At 45.9% G+C, this 21,316-nt stretch carries 17 protein-coding genes; all 17 read left to right on the top strand.

Annotation, left to right across the window (positions count from 1 at the left end; genetic code table 11):
* Nucleotides 1-2 precede the first annotated feature (2 nt).
* The 17 genes from ACXAGP_RS11215 to ACXAGP_RS11295 all read left to right on the top strand — a co-directional run bounded on the left by ACXAGP_RS11215 (nucleotide 3) and on the right by ACXAGP_RS11295 (nucleotide 21,148).
* Nucleotides 3-959 (top strand): MSHA biogenesis protein MshI, encoded by a 957-nt coding sequence (locus ACXAGP_RS11215; protein ID WP_475261435.1) that lies wholly within the window; start codon nucleotides 3-5, stop codon nucleotides 957-959.
* The gene (locus tag ACXAGP_RS11220) at nucleotides 956-1,594 is read left to right on the top strand and encodes a PilN domain-containing protein (protein WP_475261436.1); all 639 of its coding nucleotides are present in this window, start codon (nucleotides 956-958) and stop codon (nucleotides 1,592-1,594) included. Before ACXAGP_RS11215 ends, ACXAGP_RS11220 begins: the two co-directional genes overlap by 4 nt.
* Nucleotides 1,591-2,253: a type II secretion system protein GspM gene (gene gspM / locus ACXAGP_RS11225; protein ID WP_475261437.1), complete on the top strand. Its 663-nt coding sequence runs from the start codon at nucleotides 1,591-1,593 to the stop codon at nucleotides 2,251-2,253. The genes ACXAGP_RS11220 and gspM overlap by 4 nt, the downstream gene beginning before the upstream one ends.
* A 1-nt stretch (nucleotide 2,254) precedes the next feature.
* Nucleotides 2,255-2,653 carry a hypothetical protein gene (locus tag ACXAGP_RS11230; RefSeq protein ID WP_475261439.1) on the top strand — a complete coding sequence of 133 codons (399 nt, stop codon included), beginning with the start codon at nucleotides 2,255-2,257 and terminating at the stop codon, nucleotides 2,651-2,653.
* Complete coding sequence (gene mshL, locus ACXAGP_RS11235) at nucleotides 2,643-4,292, top strand: pilus (MSHA type) biogenesis protein MshL (protein ID WP_475261440.1); 1,650 nt, start codon at nucleotides 2,643-2,645, stop codon at nucleotides 4,290-4,292. Before ACXAGP_RS11230 ends, mshL begins: the two co-directional genes overlap by 11 nt.
* A gap of 3 nt (nucleotides 4,293-4,295) precedes the next feature.
* Complete coding sequence (locus tag ACXAGP_RS11240; RefSeq protein ID WP_475261441.1) at nucleotides 4,296-5,222, top strand: ExeA family protein; 927 nt, start codon at nucleotides 4,296-4,298, stop codon at nucleotides 5,220-5,222.
* Nucleotides 5,219-6,400, top strand: a complete 1,182-nt coding sequence (locus ACXAGP_RS11245; RefSeq protein WP_475261442.1) for a tetratricopeptide repeat protein — start codon at nucleotides 5,219-5,221, stop codon at nucleotides 6,398-6,400. The genes ACXAGP_RS11240 and ACXAGP_RS11245 overlap by 4 nt, the downstream gene beginning before the upstream one ends.
* 2 nt (nucleotides 6,401-6,402) lie before the next feature.
* The gene (locus ACXAGP_RS11250; protein ID WP_475261443.1) at nucleotides 6,403-8,253 is read left to right on the top strand and encodes a GspE/PulE family protein; all 1,851 of its coding nucleotides are present in this window, start codon (nucleotides 6,403-6,405) and stop codon (nucleotides 8,251-8,253) included.
* Between the two features lie 111 nt (nucleotides 8,254-8,364).
* Nucleotides 8,365-9,615: a type II secretion system F family protein gene (locus ACXAGP_RS11255; RefSeq protein ID WP_475261444.1), complete on the top strand. Its 1,251-nt coding sequence runs from the start codon at nucleotides 8,365-8,367 to the stop codon at nucleotides 9,613-9,615.
* 71 nt (nucleotides 9,616-9,686) lie between these two features.
* On the top strand, nucleotides 9,687-10,190 hold the full coding sequence (locus tag ACXAGP_RS11260) for a hypothetical protein (RefSeq protein WP_475261445.1): 504 nt from the start codon (nucleotides 9,687-9,689) through the stop codon (nucleotides 10,188-10,190).
* 275 nt (nucleotides 10,191-10,465) lie between these two features.
* Nucleotides 10,466-11,086: a prepilin-type N-terminal cleavage/methylation domain-containing protein gene (locus ACXAGP_RS11265; RefSeq protein WP_475261447.1), complete on the top strand. Its 621-nt coding sequence runs from the start codon at nucleotides 10,466-10,468 to the stop codon at nucleotides 11,084-11,086.
* Between the two features lie 257 nt (nucleotides 11,087-11,343).
* Complete coding sequence (locus ACXAGP_RS11270; protein ID WP_475261448.1) at nucleotides 11,344-11,865, top strand: prepilin-type N-terminal cleavage/methylation domain-containing protein; 522 nt, start codon at nucleotides 11,344-11,346, stop codon at nucleotides 11,863-11,865.
* Between the two features lie 19 nt (nucleotides 11,866-11,884).
* On the top strand, nucleotides 11,885-12,472 hold the full coding sequence (locus tag ACXAGP_RS11275) for a prepilin-type N-terminal cleavage/methylation domain-containing protein (protein ID WP_475261449.1): 588 nt from the start codon (nucleotides 11,885-11,887) through the stop codon (nucleotides 12,470-12,472).
* Nucleotides 12,462-13,073 carry a type IV pilus modification PilV family protein gene (locus tag ACXAGP_RS11280; RefSeq protein WP_475261451.1) on the top strand — a complete coding sequence of 204 codons (612 nt, stop codon included), beginning with the start codon at nucleotides 12,462-12,464 and terminating at the stop codon, nucleotides 13,071-13,073. The genes ACXAGP_RS11275 and ACXAGP_RS11280 overlap by 11 nt, the downstream gene beginning before the upstream one ends.
* An 8-nt stretch (nucleotides 13,074-13,081) precedes the next feature.
* Nucleotides 13,082-14,053, top strand: a complete 972-nt coding sequence (locus ACXAGP_RS11285; RefSeq protein WP_475261453.1) for a PilW family protein — start codon at nucleotides 13,082-13,084, stop codon at nucleotides 14,051-14,053.
* 37 nt (nucleotides 14,054-14,090) lie between these two features.
* Nucleotides 14,091-14,495, top strand: a complete 405-nt coding sequence (locus ACXAGP_RS11290; protein ID WP_475261454.1) for a type II secretory pathway protein — start codon at nucleotides 14,091-14,093, stop codon at nucleotides 14,493-14,495.
* Nucleotides 14,492-21,148 carry a LamG-like jellyroll fold domain-containing protein gene (locus ACXAGP_RS11295; protein ID WP_475261455.1) on the top strand — a complete coding sequence of 2,219 codons (6,657 nt, stop codon included), beginning with the start codon at nucleotides 14,492-14,494 and terminating at the stop codon, nucleotides 21,146-21,148. The genes ACXAGP_RS11290 and ACXAGP_RS11295 overlap by 4 nt, the downstream gene beginning before the upstream one ends.
* Nucleotides 21,149-21,316 lie beyond the last annotated feature (168 nt).

Here is a 21,316-nt window from a genome sequence, read left to right on the forward strand (position 1 = left end):
AAATGCGCGTAGGTTGGAGAAAACTGATTTCCTATTTAAATCGCAAACCCTCGGGGTTCGCGAGTTTAGGCATCGAATACGACATCAACGGACTGCATTTGTGTGCTACTCAAGAAATAGACGGGCAGCAAACCTGGGTACTCAATCAAACTTTTCCACTGCAAGATTGGCAGTCTTCTCTGAAATCCTTTGTTGAAGAACAGCAACTTCAGAACACCAAAACCACCTTGGTTTTCGCCACTAAAAAATACAAGCTGGTACAAACTGATAAACCCGCCGTACCGGAAGAAGAGTTAGCCCAGGCTTTACAATGGTCGGCCAAAGATCTATTGATGACCCAGGACGAAGTGGTGATGGATTATTTTGATTTGCCTGCTCAGACTATGGGCGCAAACAAAGTTAATGTGGTGGCTATTCCCAAAGCTGAGCTTTTCGATGTCTGCCAGGGAGTGCTGGAAGCGGGCCTGTTTATCGAGCGCGTCACTGTTGAAGAACTGGCTACTTGTGAGTTATTACCCAAAAACCAAGAGGGTTATGTCACCGTGTTTCAGGCGCCGGGTGCTGAAGTGTGCTTAAACATTGTAAAAGCTGGCAAGCTCTATTTCTCCAGACGTATTAAAGGTTACGAGCAAATCAGTAGTTTCACCGAAATGGAATTGCAAATGGGGGTTTCGGAAACCCTCAGTGTCGAGTTGCAGCGTTCTATGGACTTTTTTGAAAGCCAGTTGCGTCAGGCCCCGGTGAAAAAAATCTATCTTAATCTGGACACCGAGCATCAAGGCGTATTAGCCAAATTAATCGGCGATGCCATGCAGGTAGAGTCAGAACCCTTCGTGCCTGGTTTTGCCAAAAGTGAAGAGTTGCAATGGTCTGATACGTCACTGGCGGCACTCGGTGGTGCATTTTCCGTTCAAGAGATTGATGAGCAAACCACTAATGAAACCGGGGATGCCGCATGAAGTATCGCGTCAACCTATTTCCCGAAGAACTCAAACCCAAGTTGCAGTTATTTACTGCCGGCTTTGTGCTGTTAATGTGGCTCTTTAGCGGTGTTCTCTTATTTGCCATCAGTGAACATTATCACCAGGAATTTCGAGATATGCAGGTGGCCACTCGCGATATTCAGCAAAAATATAACCAGCAAACCAAGATGCTGAAAATGCTTACCGAAGCACGAGACACCCGTGCTCAAGATCCGGCACTAGTGGCTCAGGTGCAAAAACTGCAAAACGAAGCGCGAGACAAAGGGTTGTTACTGGAGGAACTGCGGGGGCGGGAACAACTTAAAAACCAAGGCTTTTCCATGCTAATGGAGGATCTGGCGCTTAATCATGTGGACGGCGTTTGGTTAACCCGTATCAGCATCAATGAACAAAAGATTCGCATGGAAGGTGCAACCATTGAATCGGCGAAAGTACCTTTTTGGGTGAGTCAATTAAGAGAATCTAACTACTTTACCGGCCGTAGCTTTGCTGGAGCTCGTATGTTTCGAGATGATCAGGACAAGCTCAATTTTGTGATCAGCTCCGAACTGGTGGAGTTGGCCGTAGAGCAAGAGGTACAAAAACAATCTTCGGGAGCCGGACAACCATGAATTTTGACATCAAACGTTGGTCGGACGTAGAGGATAAGTTCAGTGAACTTTCTACCAGAGAAAAGTCTTTGGCCTTATTGAGTGGTTTGGTAGCGGTACTATTTGGTGGTTATGTTTGGCTTGTTGAGCCGGTGCAGTTGGAAATTGAAAAGTTAACTCGTACGGTTGAGCGGCAAAAATCTCAATCCGGGCAGTTAGACAGGCAAATCAGGGCCGTTGAAGTGGAGTTGGAAGAAGATCCCAATGAACCTTTGCGCAAAAATAGGGAAAAGTTTGCTCAGCAAATCATTGATATAGATGAGAAGTTACGGGAGCAAACTGTCGATTTGATCCCGGCCAATAAAATGCCTCAGGTGTTAGAAAAAATATTAAGTCAGTCGAAAAAGTTAAAAGTATTGCAAATGGAGTCCATTCCGCCTGTCAGGATGATGGATATTAATGCGGATAGTGGGGCAAGGGTTAACTTATTTCAACACGGGGTGCTGTTGGTACTGGAAGGTGAATACGGCCATATCTGGGAATACCTGAATGAAATTGAATCGCTTGAATGGCGGTTTTATTGGAAACGTTTTGATTATATTGTGGAAGAACACCCCAAAGCGCGGGCCGAAATTGAGCTGTATACTCTGAGTACCAGCAAGGCGTTCATTGGTGTGTGATATGAGAATATTTCTGATAGCCATTCTGGTATTACTGCAAAGCGCCAATGCCGAGGCGCGACAATTGATGAAAGATCCAACTCGTCCGGCGGATAAACCGGTTCTGGTGACTGACGAGGAGGGCAATGTGTTACCAGAGGAAGGCATCAGTGACGGTGCTGGATTGGGGCAAACCAATCAGACTGCCTTTCCAAGTGTTAAGTTATCGGCAATTGTGGTTACGGAACCTGTGAAATATGCCATAATCAACAATGAGGTGGTTTATGAAGGGCAATCCTGGCGCAATGTTTTGTTAAGCCAAGTGAAGCCATACAGCATAATAATAAAACTAAACGACCTCGAAAAAGAAATTACAATAAGTAAAACTGATTTTATCACTGAATCAAACTATGAAAATTAGGTGCGCTATCCTGATTTTTCTGACGCTAGGTTTGGCAGCATGCCAGAGTCCTAGTCGTCCGGAAATGACACAACCTGCCAAATCGGCATTGGGCAAGGCTATTGCTGAAGATGCCGGAGATGAGGCCTCTGCTGCTCCGCTACAAACGGTGCCACAAGCTGTTGCGGAAGCATTGCGCCCGGAATTACCTGTGCAAAAAGAACGTGAGTTGTTCGGTGAGCCGCGTTTGGATATTCAGGCCAATCAGGTGGAAGCCCGCACTTTCTTTTCTGGGCTGGTGAAAAACAGCCACTACAGTATCGCTATCCACCCTGATGTGCAGGGCAACATCACGCTAGACCTGAAACAAGTTCGTTTGCAAGATGTGTTTGAAATCGTTAAAGAAATATACGGTTATGACGTTCAGCAAAACGGCAATATCTATCGCGTTTTCCCATCTGGAATGCGTACCGAAACTTTCGCGGTGAACTACTTGCTGATGCAGCGAGATGGCACCAGCTCCAGTAGTGTTAGCACCGGTGGTGTATCTCAATTTGGTGGCGGTAGCGGCAACAACAACAACCTCGGCGGTGGTAACCGTAACAACAATAATAATAATCTGACTGGTGGCGCCGGTGGTAGTAATGGCACCAGTATTTCCACCACTACGCAAACTAACTTCTGGGCACAGTTGCAGACTGCGTTAGTTTCCATGATAGGCGCTGAACAAGGTCGCAGTGTCGTGGTTTCTCCGCAAGCGGGCTTGGTGTCAATAAGGGCCATGCCTGATGAGTTGCGCCAGGTGCGCAAGTTTTTACAAGCATCACAAGAAAGCGTGCAGCGCCAGGTCATTCTGGAAGCGCGCGTTATTGAATTAACACTTAGCGATGAATACCAGCAAGGTATTAACTGGACGCAAATCCTGAGTCATTCTGGCAGTACTGATTTTCGCTTTAGTGCAGGTGCCAGCACTTCGGGAAATGAGATAACCGGGGCGCTGGGGGGAATATCCAGTTTATCCTTTATTAATCAGGATTTCTCTGGCGTACTGTCTTTACTCTCTACCCAAGGCAATGTGCAGGTATTATCAAGCCCCAGAGTCACGGCTTTAAACAATCAAAAAGCGGTAATTAAGGTGGGCAGTGACGAGTACTTCGTTACGGATGTCTCCAATCAAAGCACCACTAATGCCAGCACCACATCCACAACACCCGATGTGGAATTAACCCCTTTCTTCTCCGGTATAGCACTAGATGTTACGCCGCAAATTGATGAGCGCGGTAGCGTACTGCTACATGTGCATCCATCTGTCATCGAGACTGAAGAGCAGCAAAAAGTGGTGACCATTAACCAGGAAGAACTGGTTTTGCCCCTCGCTCAGAGTAATATTCGCGAATCTGATACAGTTATCCAGGCCCGTTCTGGCGAAATTGTGGTGATTGGTGGCCTGATGTCTACCAGCACCACTGACAACGTTTCTAAAACCCCATTTGTTGGCGATATCCCACTTGTAGGAAACCTGTTTCGCAATAAACGCGAAGCGGTTATCAAACGAGAGTTGGTGATCCTCATTAAACCCACCGTCGTCAGACAAGGTACCTGGCAACAACAACTGAAGCAAAGTCAGGACTTTATTGCTGACTGGTTGTATGTGGATTAAGCCATGTACCTGTATCATTTTGGCCTCAGGGAGTTACCTTTTACACTAACCCCCAATACCAGTTATTTCTACGGCTTGCCGTGCCACAAAGAAGCGCTGGACGTGATTTTACACGCGCTAAAAGCCGGTGAAGGTTTTATTAAGGTTACTGGTGAGGTGGGTACTGGCAAAACCCTTATTTGCCGAAAGATTCTCAACGAATTGCCAGATCATTTTGTTACTGCCTACATTCCCAACCCTTATTTGTCACCAGAAGAGCTGCGCAGGGCCGTGGCCACCGAACTCAAAGTCGATTTGAGCTCTCAGACGGATCAGCAAGAGTTTACCCATCGTATTCAGGAAAAACTGATTGAGATCCACAAAGGCGGCAACTCCGTTGTACTGATCATTGATGAAGCTCAGGCACTGCCTAGCGAGAGCCTGGAAGTGTTGCGTTTGTTCACCAACCTTGAAACTGAATCGAGAAAGCTGCTGCAAGTGGTGTTATTTGGTCAACCCGAGTTAGACAGCAAAATTAGTAAAGGCGAACTGCGCCAGCTCAATCAACGTATTACCTTTAGCTATGTCTTAAAAACCATGGACCAGGATCAACTTTACCATTATCTCAAACACCGATTGAGCGTTGCAGGAAACCGTAGCGAAGAGATCTTTGGTCGTAAAGTGTGTGCCATCCTCCATAGAGCCTGTCGAGGCACACCGCGCATTGCTAACGTGGTTGCTCACAAAGCTTTGATGCTTGCCTACGGTGAAGGCAAGCCCTATGTAACTAAAGAACACATTAAGTTAGCCGTAAAAGATACTGATGCCTGTTTACAACCAAGGTCGAATGGTGGACTCGTCATTTTTATTGTAATTTTGGCGTTATTATTGCTTTTAGTTGTATTTAGAACTGAAATCACCAATTTTTTGACTGGAGCTGAATTGCTGTGAGTGTCGTTAACAAGATGCTAAAGGATCTGGATAACAGAGCCGCCCATGAAGATAGGGACGGTTCGGATTATCATGAGCCTTCTGAATCTAAACGCATTCGATATATGATTATCTTTATCGCACTGGTAGGGGTCTCTGCCGCCAGCTATTTCAGCTATCGCGCTCTGGGACCTGAGTACTTTTTAGATCTTTATGCTCAGGCAAAACAAATCATATCGGGCGAAGAACCCAAGCAACAGCAAAGTAAAAAAGTGTCGGTCAATAGCGCACTGGATCAGATGATGCCCACTCGTGGAAATGCTGCTAGCAAGGAATCCGAAGAAGAAGTTGAAACGGCGAAAGCAGAGACTTCGCCGGAAACGAGTGTTGAATCAGACAACAGCGGTTCAACTATCGACAACGCTCAAGTTGCACAAGAAGTCGCTGTAGTTAGTCAGGCATCGGAGGCACAAACCCTTAGTGAGTCCACTGAAACAAGCGTAGAGGAAGTTTCTCAACAGGAGGCTAATATACCTGTTCCTAATTTAAACAATGTAGTACCTGGACAGACTTTGGTACCGGGTCAAACGGATGACTCTTTTGTTCAAGTCAGCAATGCAGAAGATGCCAACGCCCAAATATCCGAATTAACCAGTCTGGCAGCGCAGGCGGTGGCAGAAAAAAACGTCACGCGGGCCATAGAGATATATCGCCAAATCCTCAATATCGATTTTAAACAGCATGAAATCCGCAAAAAATTGGCGGTGTTACAGTATTCCAATGGCAATAACGGCGCGGCGAGCGTGGTGCTATCGGATGGCATTAGCATTGCACCCCAGCGAGTGGATTTTCGTTTGATGCTGGCGCGCCTGTTTTACCGCGAAAAAAAGCTGCGTGCCGCTTATACCGTATTGGAAGGTGTGGAGCCTGACGTACAGCGCAACATTGACTTTTACGGGCTGAAAGCCACCGTTGCCCAGGAGCTAGAACTCAACGCCGAATCTTCTCATCTTTATGGTCGCCTGGTAATCTTCGAACCAAACCGCGCTCAATGGTGGTTGGGACTCGCTATTTCGTTAGATCGCATGTCACAACGAGATGGTGCCTTAAAAGCCTATGAGAATGCCGCTGATTTACGACAGTTGTCAGCCTCCGCCAACGACTTTATCAGGCAGCGAATTCTCGAGCTGGGAGGCTAAATTTGAAGCCTAAGTTAAAGATGCGGCTTGGGGACCTGTTGGTTCACGAGTCTGTCATCACCGATGAGCAATTACAGCAAGCCCTGTCGGCACAGCGAGAAACAGGGCGTAAATTAGGCCAGGCATTACAAGATCTGGGCTTTGTGACTGAAAAAGGTTTGCTCACTTTCCTTGCGCAACAGCTCAATATCCCCCTGTTAGATATCTCTCGCAAAAAAATCGATCCTGAAGTGGTGAAGCTGGTACCTGAGGTTCAAGCACGCCGCTTAAAAGCCTTACCGCTGGAAGAGCGAGACAACAGTATTCTTATCGCCATGAGCGATCCGGCTGATTTATCTGTTGTTGACACCCTCTCGAATATCTTACCTAAGCCTATCGATCTGGCGATTGTCCCGGAATCACAGCTATATCACGCCTTTGATACCTATTATCGCCGTACTGAAGAAATCGCCTCTTTTGCTCAGGCATTGGCGTCTGAGTATGAAGATGATGAAGATTTCGATCTGGCGGATACCGGTGGTGATGAAGAAGAAGACACCACGGTTGCTAAGCTATTGCAGTCAATTTTTGAAGATGCTGTGCAGATGTCTGCCTCGGATATTCACATTGAGCCAGATGAAGGCAAGTTGCGCATCCGACAGCGGGTGGATGGCGTATTGCAAGAGAGCGTTATCAACGAAAAAAACATTGCCTCAGCATTAGTTTTGCGACTGAAGTTGATGTCGGGTCTGGATATTTCGGAAAAGCGTTTACCGCAAGATGGCCGCACCAACATTCGTATCAAAGGCCGCTCTATCGATGTGCGGGTATCCACCATGCCAGTACAAAACGGTGAGTCGGTGGTTATGCGTTTATTGGACCAATCGGCGGGCTTATTAACACTTGAACAAACCGGTATGCCGGAGCGTTTATTGAAGCGTTTCAGGCAGTTATTACATCGTCCTCATGGCATGATTCTGGTAACCGGGCCTACCGGCTCAGGTAAAACCACCACTTTGTATGGGGCACTGTCAGAGCTCAACCTGCCAGCCAAAAAAATTATTACCGTTGAAGACCCGGTGGAATACCGTTTGCCACGTATCAATCAGGTGCAGGTGAACAGCAAAATCGGCCTGGATTTTAAAAGCGTACTCAGAACCACACTGCGTCAGGATCCCGATATTATTATGGTGGGTGAGATGCGGGACCACGAAACCGTGGAAATAGGCTTACGTGGTGCCTTGACCGGTCACCTGGTGTTATCAACCTTGCACACTAATGATTCCATCAGCAGTGCGATTCGACTTCTGGACATGGGCGCGCCAGGGTACCTGGCAGCCAGTTCTTTGCGCGCTATTATCGCTCAGCGATTAGTACGCCGTATTTGTAAAAATTGCCGGACCGAATGCCGCCCGGAAGAAGATGAATTGTTCTGGATTGATAATATTGAAACCGGAGCAAGACGCTTTAAATATCACAAAGGCGCGGGTTGCCAAACCTGTAACCAAACGGGATATCGCGGTCGTATTGGGGTGTTTGAGTTACTGGAAATGACCGAAGACATGATGAATGCCCTTAAAGATGCCGATACCGGGTTGTTTGGGCGCACCGCCAAACGGGCACCAGGTTATGTGCCGCTGGCCAAAAGTGCATTGCAATATGCCAAAGTGGGGTTAACTTCCATTGAGGAAGTACTGAAACTGGTAGAAATGGTGGCTGAAGTCTCTCAAGAGGCAAAACCCAAAGCACAAACTCAAAGCTCGCAGGCATCTAAACCGGCTGTAGCCAAACAACCCGCAGCGCCTGCGCCAGTTTCTAAGCCGGACTTAAACCAACCCAGAAAACCTGACTGGGGCGATGGGGATAAATCCTGATGAGGTATTTAAAGCACTTCAATATTCCCGATGTTGCTGAATTATTGAACTGTTTTTACCTGAACAGTTGGTGTATAAGTAGTGACAATGCAACTATAAAAGGTGGCCGTTTTGGCTAATTTCAGTTATTCAGCCCGTGATCCATCCGGGGCATTGGTAAAAGGCAGTATCGATGCCGCCAACCAAAACGCCGCGGCACAAGCTTTGCTTGGGCGAAAACTGATCCCGGTTAAAATAACCGCTGCCAAAAAAGCTGCAGCGAAAGCCACAAAATCAAAAGAGTCAGGCAAGAAAAAGACTGGACTTAATATCGAGTTGTTTGTACCTGAAGTCAGTCTTGCTGATTTGGTGATTTTTTCCCGGCAAATGAACTCATTGATGAAAGCGGGCATTCCTATCTTACGCGCAGTCAATGGTCTGGCAGAAACCACCAACTCAGTTAAGATGAAGGCCGCGCTGGAAGATATTGCTGATCAGTTGGAGCGCGGTAGAAATCTGTCGTCAGCGCTGCACAATCATCCCAAAATCTTTGATCAGCTGTTCTGTAGTATCGTGCACGTTGGGGAAAATACCGGGCAATTGGATATGGCGTTTTTGCAGCTGGCGGTTTATCTGGAAAGGGAGCAAGAAACCCGCAAACAGATTAAGTCCGCTACTCGCTATCCCATGTTTGTATTGATTGCCATCGTGGCGGCGCTAGTGATCATGAACATTTTTGTTATCCCCACCTTTAAAGGCATGTTTGAGAAACTGGGCGCTGATTTACCACCTATGACCCAGTTTCTGTTGGCGATGTCTGATTTTTTTATCACTAAATGGCAATTGCTGGTGGGCGCCATAATTGGCGGATTATTTACCTTAAAACGCTATCTCAATACTAAAGATGGTCGAACTCGTTGGGACAGGTATAAGTTACGTATGCCAGCCGTAGGCGATATCTTAGAACGTTCACTGTTGGCGCGTTTTTGTCGCAGCTTTTCCATGATGTTGAAGGCGGGAGTGCCACTGACTCATGCACTGAACTTAACCGCCGACGCAGTAGATAACGCTTATGTTTCTGAGCGTATAGTGGGGATGCGACAAAATATCGAAAGGGGCGAGAGTTTAGCCAGAGTTGCTGGCACCAGCGGCTTATTTACGCCGCTTGTTATGCAGATGATTAATGTTGGCGAAGAAACTGGTCGGGTTGATGAATTGCTGGAAGAAGTGGCAGAGTATTATGAGCGTGAAGTGGATTATGATTTAAAGACCCTCACGTCAAAAATTGAGCCGATACTGATTTCTATTGTCTCTGCAATGGTGTTGGTGTTGGCGTTGGGGATATTTACTCCCATGTGGGATATGATGAACGCCCATAAGTAGGTGGGAATAATATACGTTACTATCACGTTTTCATCAGGCTATAACTGAAATTTACAGGGATAAAAAAATTCATGGCGCAAGCTGAAGCAAGCACAAAGGGTGTGTTAATCAACTTTATTATCATCGTGATCATGTTCGTGATGATAGCCACCTTTGTTTGGTATTTTGATAAGAATGAACCCAATGTGCAGAAAACAGCCTTGATGAATGCCGCTGATAAATTTAATAACCTGGTTGTTGCTGCACATTGGCAATGGCGCGCCAAAGGCGAACCAGAGCGTATTATGCTGGTGGATTACAACATCGATACCCAAAAGGAAACCAATCGGCTACCGGTAAACATGAGCGATTTGGGCTGGCCAAGGGTAGAGCCCAACATGGATGGCTGTAAGAAAGTTTGGGACATGATTCTGGATATGCCACTGCAACTGGATACCTTTAGAGTCAGAGCCGAGTTTTTCGACGGCATCAATAACGGTGGGAAAATCCTTGATTCAAAATGTCGTTTTAGTATTACCGCCGGTGCTTGGTTTGATTATTATATCTACACCGGAAGGGTTCAAAAATTTGAATAATAAAGCTACACTATTGCTTTAAGGTTGTTCACCTGACACAAAAACAAGCTGTAGTAGGGATACTGGTAAATTAGTTACACCGTATCTCGTAGGTTCCTCTCATTTATCACGTCGAATCTTAAGAGATCACCATAACTTGCCGATACATAAGGATGATGGCAACACTATTGTTGTGGGATTTTTTAAACCTCAAAACAATGCTTAAGACTAAAGTAGGATGTTATTTCTACACGATTAGAGTGATCATACACCTCATACGGAGTTAAAAAGTAACCATGAATCGTTACGTCAAGATGCACAAAATGGCAAAGCAGAACGGATTTTCACTTATAGAGTTAGTGATTGTTGTGGTGGTGTTAGGATTGTTAGCAGCCACGGCACTACCGCGATTTCTTGACGTAACCGATGATGCCGAAGACGCCACCGTAGAGGGCGTTGCTGGTGGTTTCGCCACTGGTGTCGGTTTGATTCGAGCACAATGGGAAATTGAAGGTCGTCCTTCGGAAAACGTCAGTGCTAACGTTACTGCGGTAGTACTTGGTGGTGTTGAGATCGCGGTGGACAAGGACACTGGCTATCCCACTGGCCTTGCACAAACTAACTCCGAGGACGTGGATATTGACGAAGAAGATTGCTTGCAGGTCTTTCAGCGCATTATTCAAAGTTCACCTACTATCACCACGGAGTGGCAAGGGGGACAGGAAAACGCCTTTGAAGGTGTGCGTTACTACACAACAGTGGCCGATGGTGCAGCGGAAGAGAACAACGACCTGTGTTACTACTATTTAACTCAGACGGTGAAAAACGAAACAGCACAGCCTTCGGATGAAAATGTCGGCAATGGTTTTGTTTATGACCCGCGTTTCGGTCAGGTCACCACCTTCAGCAATAACTAAGGTGAAAGGATCACGAGTGTCAATTTTTGAAATGTGAAAAGTTGGCACCTTATTTGAATAACTCGGACAGAGTCAAAAAATTGGTGGGTTAGCAAGTAAGCAGTAACAGCGACCAAAAAATAACCGGGATTTTGACCTAAATCATAGCAGTACAAGGGGACTGCGATAACAATATGATTAGGGATGAAAAATTGCTAACACAAAAGAATTAATTTGAGGTTTAAACGATGAGAGTAGTAAACATGAAAACGGCAAACATGAAACAACAAAAGGGTTTTACCCTGATTGAGTTGATTATTGTAATTATTATCTTAGGTATTTTGGCGGTGACCGCTGCACCTAAGTTTTTGGATATCAGTGCAGATGCAAACTCTGCAACTGTGCAGGGTGTGCAAGGCTCTGTTAGGGCTGCAGTTCAATTAGTGCGTTCCAAGGCGCGCATCGATGGCGTGGATAACGATGCCTATGATGGTACAACTGATGAGTCAGTTCAGTTAGACGGGCAAGCGATTGATGTGGACAATGGGTTTCCTGCTCCTCACGCAGACAACATTTTGGCAATGCTAGATACTTCATCAGGTGATTTTGTCGCGTACCAAGATGATGCCACAGATACTGACGCTGCTGAAGTTCGTATCTGGCCAGCTGGTAAGCAAAACGATGCCGCTGACGGTGATTTGGCAGGTTCCAGTGGTGATGCGCCAGATGATTGTTATGTATCTTATGCATACACAGGTAGTGGCAATCCATCTGTTACTGTAGTAACCACTGATTGCTAGTGCGCTTAAAGTGAATTGAGTGTATAAGCACAGATTAACTTCATCTGACTCAACCAAGGGCTTTACCTTGGTTGAGTTGGTTTTGGTTATTGTTCTGGTGGCTATGCTTTCAGTTTATGCTCTTCCCAGGCTGTTCGATTCCTCAGAAATAGCCGCTACAGTCTATCAGAATCGAGCCATATCCATTCTGCGCAATATGCAAACTCGCGCCATGCAAGATACTCGTAATGATGGCTATTGTTATAAAGTCTATTTTGATACCACTAATGAAGAATTTGGTATTCCTTCCAGTGATTATTCGGTAACTGATGATCAAAACCTGATCGATGCCACTTGTGCTAATAGCATTGATAAAAGTGATGAAGCGCAGTTTTTTTATGTCCCTTCAAGCGCTTTAATAGAAGATAATATCGATCTTGAAGCCAATGCTAATGATGGCAGTAATATATCTTCTGTGGAATTTGACACATTGGGCAGAGCCAATCAAAATGACTTATCATGTGATGGGGATTCGACCAACGGGTATGATGGCTGTCGCATAGCGTTCATCGGCGACTCAACGGCCTATGTGTGTGTTGAGTCAGAAGGGTATATCTATGCCTGCTAGCAATAAAAATTTACAATCTGGTTTTTCGCTTATTGAGCTGGTCATAGGTATCACCACCTTTGCCATTGCCTTAACTATTGTCACGGGAGTGGTTGCTCCACTCATCAATCGCAGTGTTGAACCCATCTATCAGGTGCGAGCCACCGAACTGGCACAATCCATGTTCAATGAAATTCTCGGCAAATATTACGATGAAAACTCCGACCGCAACGGTGGTCGCATTCGCTGTGATGAAGATCTCAATGAAGATGGAGAACTCAAAAAGCAAGATGATGAAACTGAATGTTCAGCCACGTTAGGGCCTGATAATGGCGAAAATGGCCGTGAAGATTTTGACGATGTCGACGATTTTAATGGCTATTACGAAGACGATGTTTTGCAGAATTCTCTCGGTTTGGATATGGAGTTAGATGGTGAGGAATTGTATGCCGGGTTCGCTGTTGGTGTTTCCGTTTTTTATGATAGTGACATGGACTCTATTGCCAACAGTGATGAAGATCCCGTGCAGGAAAACACAGGCAATATTAAGTTTATTCAGTTAACCGTGACCACGCCTGATGGTGAGGACATGGTGTTCTCTTCTTTCAAACATAATTATTGAGGTGTTGTATGAATGATGTAAGCAACACCCGATTACAATCCAATATATCAAAATGCAGTTCCGGTTTCACCCTTGTAGAGATGATCGCTGTGATCGTGATTTTGGGCATTGTCTCTTTGGGCGTCACCAACTTCATGAGCAATAGTGCACAAATGTATGTCGATACCGCCGAGCGGGACGATATTCTCTCTCGCAGTCGCTACACGGTTGAGCGTTTAAATCGCGCTATTCGTTATGCCCTACCTAACAGTATTCGCGTAGCCGCTAATAAGCCCTCCGGGCAAGATGTGAACGCTCACTGTATGGAATACTTTCCTATTGAATGGAGTACCTTTTACCTGTCTATTGCCACCGGCGCCGATGATCCCATTACAACAATTGAGGGACCAGATATGGTAAGTGCGCTGAATAGTGCTACTTCTGGTTACGATGACACTAACGAACAAGATCATTATGTAGTGATCTATCCCACCGATCCCGACCAGGTGTACGTTAGCGAAAGCGAACTGACAGATGATGATGGTCGAATAGTTCGAGTGCAAGATGTCAGAGACTCCTCGCGAGATGGCTTAAAAGAAGTAGAATTTCAGGATGAAATTAGCTTTGATGAAGAATCTACGGTTGAGCGTTTTTATATTGTCAGCGACCCCATTAGTTACTGCCTGGTACTGGAAGGTGGCAGCTACAATTTATACATGTTGACGGATTATGGCATCCTGGAAGACCAGGAGGCGGATATTGATGTATTAGAAATAACCTATGGTGCCAGCAAAATCTTGATGGCAGAAGATCTCACTAACGATATCAGCCAGATCAATAACGGGCAGCTCAATAATAATCGTCCCTTTGATGAAGCTCCTTTTCGCGTAGAAGATTCCCGTCTGCAACGCAATTCTATCGTTCATACACTCTTGATGTTTGAGCGCAATGACGAAGTGGTAGTGTTTAATAATGAAATTCATATGCAAAACTCGCCCTGATTTCAGCAGCCCGAAGCACCAATCGGGCAATATGCTGATGATGAGTATTTTCGCCATTGTGGTTTTGGCGTTCTTAGGCATGTCTATGGCACAATTATTGGCCACCAGTTCTTCCAGTATTGTTTATGAAGTCTACGGTCTTCGCGCATTAAATGCTGCGCGCAGCGGTCTGGATCAAAAAGTGTTAGACGTTTTTTCCGGGCAGACCAGTGATGCCAATCGCTGTGATGCCGATGGTTCCGACTCAGACCTATGGGTACAGCAAGATTTCGACGATGTACCGGGATTGGAAAATTGCAGTGTTATTGCGCTGTGTACTGTAACCGAAGTGGACGATACCAATTATTATCGCTTTGAAAGCCAGGGCATGTGCGAGCTGGAAGGTGAGGGTATCGTCGTTAGCCGCACTCTCGCCATTGACGGTCGGGATGTACAGTCATGAGAGGCATATATCTGACATCGCTTTTGATATGTTTGTTGTTTACTCGCACGTCAGTTGCACTTCAGTGTAACATCAATCTCTCTAATATATTTACAGACGCTGTAGCAAGCCATGAAAATAGTGGCAAAATAACGTTTGAGCGCAATGCTCAAACCTATTTAATTCGCTACGGCACCTTGTATTACAACGATGGAATCATCGATTTTAAAGATATCGATGATAAAACCGACAACACCAGCTGTGGTAACAAAAAGTGTCAGTCTTCAGGCAATGTAACAGATGAGTTAGATATCGGCGACTTTCAGGATTCTGATGGCAGTAATGTAACCATTGATAGAAATGATTCAGGAGAGTTGCCTGCAGGCGATTATAAAAACGTTGTTTTGAAAGAAAATGCACAGATCAGATTTACCACATCTGGCGGTGTTTATCGCATCAAAAAACTGGAAATGGAGCGCAATAGTTATGCGGGGTTTTCTGGCGGTACTTATTACATTGATGATTTAACAGTAAAAGAAGGTGGCCAGATTTGGCACCTTGGCGGTGATACCGTTGTAATCCATGCTGACAACAACATTAATTTTGAACGCAATTCTGCGATTAATTCCTGGTCTTCTGCCAATAAGTTCTTCATTTATGCCGAAAAAGATGTGCATCTCAAAGAAGGGGTGAATTTCAAGGGCTTTATCTATTCTGATAAGAAAATTCAAATGGAGCGAAATGCTGTTGTCAGAGGTGGTCTGAATTCTGACGATATTCAAATGAAAGAGAGCACCATTGTCTATTATGATGAAGAAGAAGTGGCGAATCTCAGCGTATGTGATGGCGGTGGAACTGAACCAACGGGTCCACTGCCAGAGCCCATAGCTCATTGGCCTTTAGACATTTGCCCAGTTAATGGCAATACCATTGCTGTTCCCGATGCTGTGGGCAGTGTCGATGGCGTGACTATTGGTGGTGCTGACAGCGACAGTGAAGCTCAGTATTGTCAGGGAGTGAGTTTTGATGGTGGTTCTGGCCATGTGAACATACCTCATGACAATAGCTTTGCCCTTGAGGAAGGCAGTTTGTCTTTCTGGTTTAAAACATCAAATGCCACTTATCCCGGTGACGCTGGTGGACGGGGTCAGGCAATTTTGTCGAAAGACTCTCGTGGTCGCGATGATGGCGGTAGCCTGACCTTTTGGATCTATGAGCCAGGTGATACGCGTATAAGAGCTCGTTACCAGTCTGAAGATTATAGCTACAATCTGTTTTCTACCACCCAGGTAGCCAGCGATACCTGGTATCACGTGACTTACACTTGGGGTAGCGAGGGCATGCAGTTGTACGTCAATGGCACACTGGAAGATTCTCGTTCAGAAACCTATGGTATTGAGGACAATCCAGAGCCCATTATCTTAGGGGCCAGCGCGCATCGCTCCGGCAATAACAGCTCGGATCCCGATGATCTCTATGATCACTTTATCGGTAGTATGGATGATGTGCGCTTGTTTGACGAACAGCTTAGTCAAAGTCAGGTGGATGAGCTTGTCGGTTTATCTACCTATAATTGTGATGAATGCGACGACCCTGAGCCTGAACCCGAACCGGTTTTAATCGGGCATTGGAAAAATAATCTATGTTCCTTAACAGGTGCGGCGGATGAAGTGATTGACTCGGTGGGGGGGAATCACGGTCAAGCGCTGGATGGCACCAGTATCGAAAACGACGGTAAATTCTGCCAGAGTCTGAAATTCAACGGCGTGGATGCTCATGTGAATATCCCTGATGCCAGTGAGTTTGAACTGGACTCAGGAACACTTTCTTTCTGGTTCAAAGCTGAAGATTTATCTCATAGCAGTGACTCTGGCCAAGGCGGTCAGGGCTTGTTTTCCAAAGATTCCAGCGGTTGGGATAGCGGCGGTCATCACCTGACTATTTGGCTGCAAAGCAGTGGTCAAATTCGGGCGAGGCACCAGACAACGGATTCCAGTGACGATAAAAACCTCTATACTTCTAGTGGGGCCATAAGCGAAAACACCTGGTATCACCTGGTTTATAGCTGGGGTAGCTATGGTATGAAGATGTACCTCAATGGCACGTTAGTAGACAGCAATGCCGACAACCGTGGCTGGTCTGGTAATCCTGAACCCATTACTCTGGGGGCCAATGCCTGGGTAACCGAGAACAATGGTTCTAGTAGTCAGTACTTAAAAGATAAGTTCTTAGGCGAGATGGACGATTTACGCATCTACGAAGGACAGTTGGATGACAATGCGGTTGCTGAACTTTACGCTGAGGAAAACACTGACAGCTGTGAAGAGTGTGTTGATCCCGACCCCGTGCTGGTTGGGCATTGGAAAAACAATGTCTGTAGTATCAATGGCACTGAAGGTGAGGTGGTTGACGCAGTAGCCGGCAATCATGGTCAATCAGTGGATGGTGCTGGAATCGATACTAATGGCAAGTTCTGTCAGGCATTAGAATTTGACGGTAAAGACGCTAATGTCTTGATCCCCCATGCAGATACCTTTGAACTGGCCAGTGGTTCACTCTCTTTTTGGTTTAAAGCCGAAGACTTAAGCCACAGTGAAGATCATGGTCAGGGCGGCCAAGGCTTGTTTTCTAAAGACTCCAGCGGTTGGGATGCCGGTGGTGATCACCTGACAATCTGGCTAAACAGCAATGGTTCTATCCGTGCTCGCCATCAAATATACAATTACAGCTCTTACGATAAAAATGTCTATGCCGCTTCCGGCTCAGTAACGGCCAACCAGTGGTATCACCTGGTTTATACCTGGGGTAACGAAGGTATGCACCTGTATTTGAATGGTGCTGAAGTGGACAGTGATGCCAGTACCCGTGGTTTAGCAGGTAACCCGGAGCCCATAATCTTGGGTGCTAACGCTTGGGTAACAGAGAACTATGGATCCTCCAGTCAATATCTGAAAGACAAATTTAATGGCCAAATTGATGATCTGCGCTTGTACGATGGGCAGTTAGATGGCGATGGGGTCAGTGAACTATATGCGCTGGAAAATCCCGATTCCTGTGAAGAATGCGAGGCACCCGATCCGGTATTAATTGCCCATTATGGCGGAGATGTATGTACCCTAAATGGTGACGGCGGTAGTTATGTGGATATGGAAAATGGTTACAACGGTATCTACATGGATGGGGTTACAACTGCGGCAGGTAAATTCTGTAATGCAGTGGGCTTTGCAGGTATTGACGAGCATATTAACATTCCTCACAGAGAGGCATTTGCCATTGAGCAAGGGGCCATCTCGCTTTGGATAAATGTACCGGAACTGGATTACGCCAATATCGACGACAGTATTCACCCGGGCCAGGCCATCTTCTCCAAAGATTCGCAAGGCACTGATAATGGTGGTCAGCATTTGACTATGTTTGTTAAATCTGACGGTGCCATTCGAGTCAGACATCAAACCAGCGGTGAAAATGAAATAGTCTCTGCGGCCAATCTTATTCAAGAAGGTCAGTGGCATCACATTTTATATTCCTGGGGTGATAGCGGTAAGCGGTTATATATTGATGGCCAGTTGCGAGACAGCGATAGCAGCGCATCACAAGGCATTGCCACTAATCCGGAACCTATTATTTTGGGCGCCAATGCGTCTACTACAGGGAACGGAGTGTCAGAGCCGTCGAAATTAGACAACTGGTACAAAGGTAGTATTGATGATCTGCGTATCTACGGCGATGCGCAACCCGATGATGAATTTGTAACAGCTTTGTATGAGCAAGACTATGCCTGTGCGGCTTGTGATACGACTTTGGCACATTATAAATTTGAAGGTGCCAGCAATGTGGCGTTGAACGACGAAAACGGCGCTTTCAATGGTACTGATTACATAAGCAATGGCACTAATCTGAGCTTTTTGCACGGCAATGGCGGAAGTTTACTGGGCTCTTGTCAGGTGGTTTCGATCCCCAGGAATGACAGCGGTTCAGCACAAAATGCAGTTGATACCGGCATTAACCCCAAAAATGATATAGGTGCAAAAGGTACGATATCCTTCTGGTATCAGGCTAATGAATCTTGGGTTAATGGTCGTGCCAGACAGTTGTTTGATGCCTCTAATTCGGCCATTTATTTTTACGGCACCATTACCAATGACGGTAAGATATTATTTGGTATGGAAGACCAGGCCGACCGGGATGCCAGAATATATACCTCTTACGCCATCAATTACCCCGTAGGAACTTGGGTGCATTTGGCATTCACCTGGGACCTTGATGCCCGTGAAATGAAAATTTATGTAAACGGTGTTGCGCAATCCACAACAGGTGGCGTGCCCTCTAACATGAGTAACGTACTGGGCAATATGAATTCATTGTTCATTGGCGACAATCGTCATCCCACTTATTTCCCTGAAGCTACAGGCAATTCAGCGGACGGGCAGTTTGATGATGTGCGTGTTTATCGGTTGGTGCAAGATTCCACCAACATATTACAAGACATGGCTGAGTTATCGCCGTGTGCGATTTCGGTACACCATTATTTGATTGAGTACGAAACTCCGGCATCGGTTTGTGCTAACCCGGAAATAACCATAAAAGCCTGTCAGGATGAGGCGTGTAGCGCTTTAGTTCCAGGCACGCAATTGGTTGCTTTACAATATGAATCTGATGGCGTATTTCGCGCCATCGATAGTGATTTGAATTTGGTGAACGGTATTGCTGTGGTCAATGACTGGAACCGATATGCAGTTGAAACAGGTCAAATTCAAATGCCTTCTGCTTCCCCAGTCGCTGCAAATGGTTATACCTGCTCGCAAGAAAACTGTGAGATCAGTTTTGATTACACCCTCGACATTATCTTCCGGGATGCCAATGGCGATTCAGATGCCATTCCTGCGCAGATAGCGCAGCAAACCTTCTCATCTGATAGCAATGCTGTCATTGTTAAATCACCTGATACTTGTCCGGCACTGGAAAACCCCGTTGCACTGGAAGTCGCGGTGGAATGCATCAATCCAGCGACGTGCTCTGGCAATTCCTTTGAGATTAGTAGCGGTAGCACGACTCTGGCATTGTCTCCAAGTGATAGTGGCGAGGCGCTCAATTACACTACTGTGTCCAATATGTTTAATGGCGTTGAAATGCAACTCAACGATTTGAAGTTCAATGATGTTGGCGAGATCAAATTACATGTCAGAGCTGCAGGCTCTATAGCCGAACAACAGTTTACGGTTAAGCCCGCCTGGTTGGAGTTAAGCAGCGATGCAGGTACCACCCAAGTTGCTGGTGAAGACTTCAACATCAATGTTACTGCTTATGGGGCTGAAGGTGATGTAGTACCTAACTATTTACCCGGTGATTTGGCGTTTTCTATGGAGCGTTATACGCCTGAACAGGTAGTAGAAAATCGAGCCAACCTCACCATCACTAATCCGAATGATGATCAAGACATTATCAATATTCTGGATGACAGCATTGTCACTCAGTTTGGCAATAATGCCTTTACCTCTGCTCAGCCGGTATTCACTGGTGGCGTATCTGCTGAGATGGTGGCGAGTATGGACGAAGTAGGTCAGTTTGCCATTGATGTCAGAGATAACGATTATTTGGGAACTGGTGTGATTAACAGTGCCTTAGTGAACGATGGTAATACACAGCTAAGTGACTATGTCTTTACTCGTTTCATTCCTGGCTACCTGGCGCTGGAAACCACCTTCGATTATGCGCCATATTGTGGCAGCTTCACTTACCGAGGTGATGTGATCCCCTCTTATGATGAGATTAATGATACTACGCCGCACATACTGCAGTTCACTGCAAAAAATGCTAAGAATGCGGTAACCACCTACTATGATGCGGCTACCGGAGACTCGTTCAAATTTGATACTGACAATCAGTTCGAATCAAGACAGTACAGCACTGATGATAATAGCGTCAGTAGTACGTTGGGTGCTGTGGAATTTGATGTGGGTGATTTGTCTGACGGTGTCTTCAGCTTTGTGATGAGAAACGACAACATCCTGTTTAACAAAGCCAGTAGTCCGACTTTGCCGGCAACTACCGGAACTGGAGAAGGCAATACAAACATTCAGTTCTTGCTATCGGCTGATGCCATGAAAGATTTGGATGGAGTGGGAGTAAAAGACCTGTATGCTGACGCTGGTTGGTCAGGGTTAACACTCGATGCGGTGATGCAAGGCATCGAAATTCGGGAAGGGCGTTTCAGGGTGGTGAATGCGGTATCTACAGAATCGTCTTTAGAGGTGGTCTTCGAAGCGCAGTATTATGCACAGGTGGAAGACGGTGAATCTGGCACCTGGAAAACCAATGCACTGGATAGTTGCAGCAGCTTTAGCTCAGACCAGATCAAAATATTGAATGTCAGCAATGGCATTACCGGTACGCCTGCCATTTCCGGTAGCGGCACCCTTGATGCTGGTTTAGGAGATGGTGTCTCTGCCATGACTCTGTCGGTCACCTTCGCTGATGAGGACAACCCCACAGGAGCGGTATTCCTCGGCTATGACATTGAGGACGAATTCGACTTTATGGAGTATCAATGGTGTGATACTGAGAACTATGACAGTAACCTCGAAACCTTGTCATGCGATAACCCGGCAGCTGAATTTGTATTCGGGCTAGTGCGCGGTAACGACAGGGTTATTCACTGGCGGGAAGTTTTATAACGACCGGAGTTGAATGTCGAAGGTGTAAAGAAACGCGAATTTGCAGACATATTCGCGTTTTTTTTACACGTATTAAAATAAATACCTGAATATAAGCCACTTCTGTGGTCATATCTGTTGCTGATCAAGCGGCACGTTGGTAAAGTTAGCGCCATAACATGCCATAAC

The sequence above is a fragment of the Planctobacterium sp. AWM4_229 genome (assembly GCF_056160305.1).

Bases quoted from the DNA above. Each gene is read 5' to 3' on its own strand.
- ACXAGP_RS11215 (WP_475261435.1), top strand. From the start codon at position 3: ATGCGCGTAGGTTGGAGAAAACTGATTTCCTATTTAAATCGCAAACCC.
- ACXAGP_RS11220 (WP_475261436.1), top strand. From the start codon at position 956: ATGAAGTATCGCGTCAACCTATTTCCCGAAGAACTCAAACCCAAGTTG.
- gspM (WP_475261437.1), top strand. From the start codon at position 1,591: ATGAATTTTGACATCAAACGTTGGTCGGACGTAGAGGATAAGTTCAGT.
- ACXAGP_RS11230 (WP_475261439.1), top strand. From the start codon at position 2,255: ATGAGAATATTTCTGATAGCCATTCTGGTATTACTGCAAAGCGCCAAT.
- mshL (WP_475261440.1), top strand. From the start codon at position 2,643: ATGAAAATTAGGTGCGCTATCCTGATTTTTCTGACGCTAGGTTTGGCA.
- ACXAGP_RS11240 (WP_475261441.1), top strand. From the start codon at position 4,296: ATGTACCTGTATCATTTTGGCCTCAGGGAGTTACCTTTTACACTAACC.
- ACXAGP_RS11260 (WP_475261445.1), top strand. From the start codon at position 9,687: ATGGCGCAAGCTGAAGCAAGCACAAAGGGTGTGTTAATCAACTTTATT.
- ACXAGP_RS11265 (WP_475261447.1), top strand. From the start codon at position 10,466: ATGAATCGTTACGTCAAGATGCACAAAATGGCAAAGCAGAACGGATTT.
- ACXAGP_RS11270 (WP_475261448.1), top strand. From the start codon at position 11,344: ATGAAACAACAAAAGGGTTTTACCCTGATTGAGTTGATTATTGTAATT.
- ACXAGP_RS11280 (WP_475261451.1), top strand. From the start codon at position 12,462: ATGCCTGCTAGCAATAAAAATTTACAATCTGGTTTTTCGCTTATTGAG.
- ACXAGP_RS11285 (WP_475261453.1), top strand. From the start codon at position 13,082: ATGAATGATGTAAGCAACACCCGATTACAATCCAATATATCAAAATGC.
- ACXAGP_RS11290 (WP_475261454.1), top strand. From the start codon at position 14,091: ATGATGAGTATTTTCGCCATTGTGGTTTTGGCGTTCTTAGGCATGTCT.
- ACXAGP_RS11295 (WP_475261455.1), top strand. From the start codon at position 14,492: ATGAGAGGCATATATCTGACATCGCTTTTGATATGTTTGTTGTTTACT.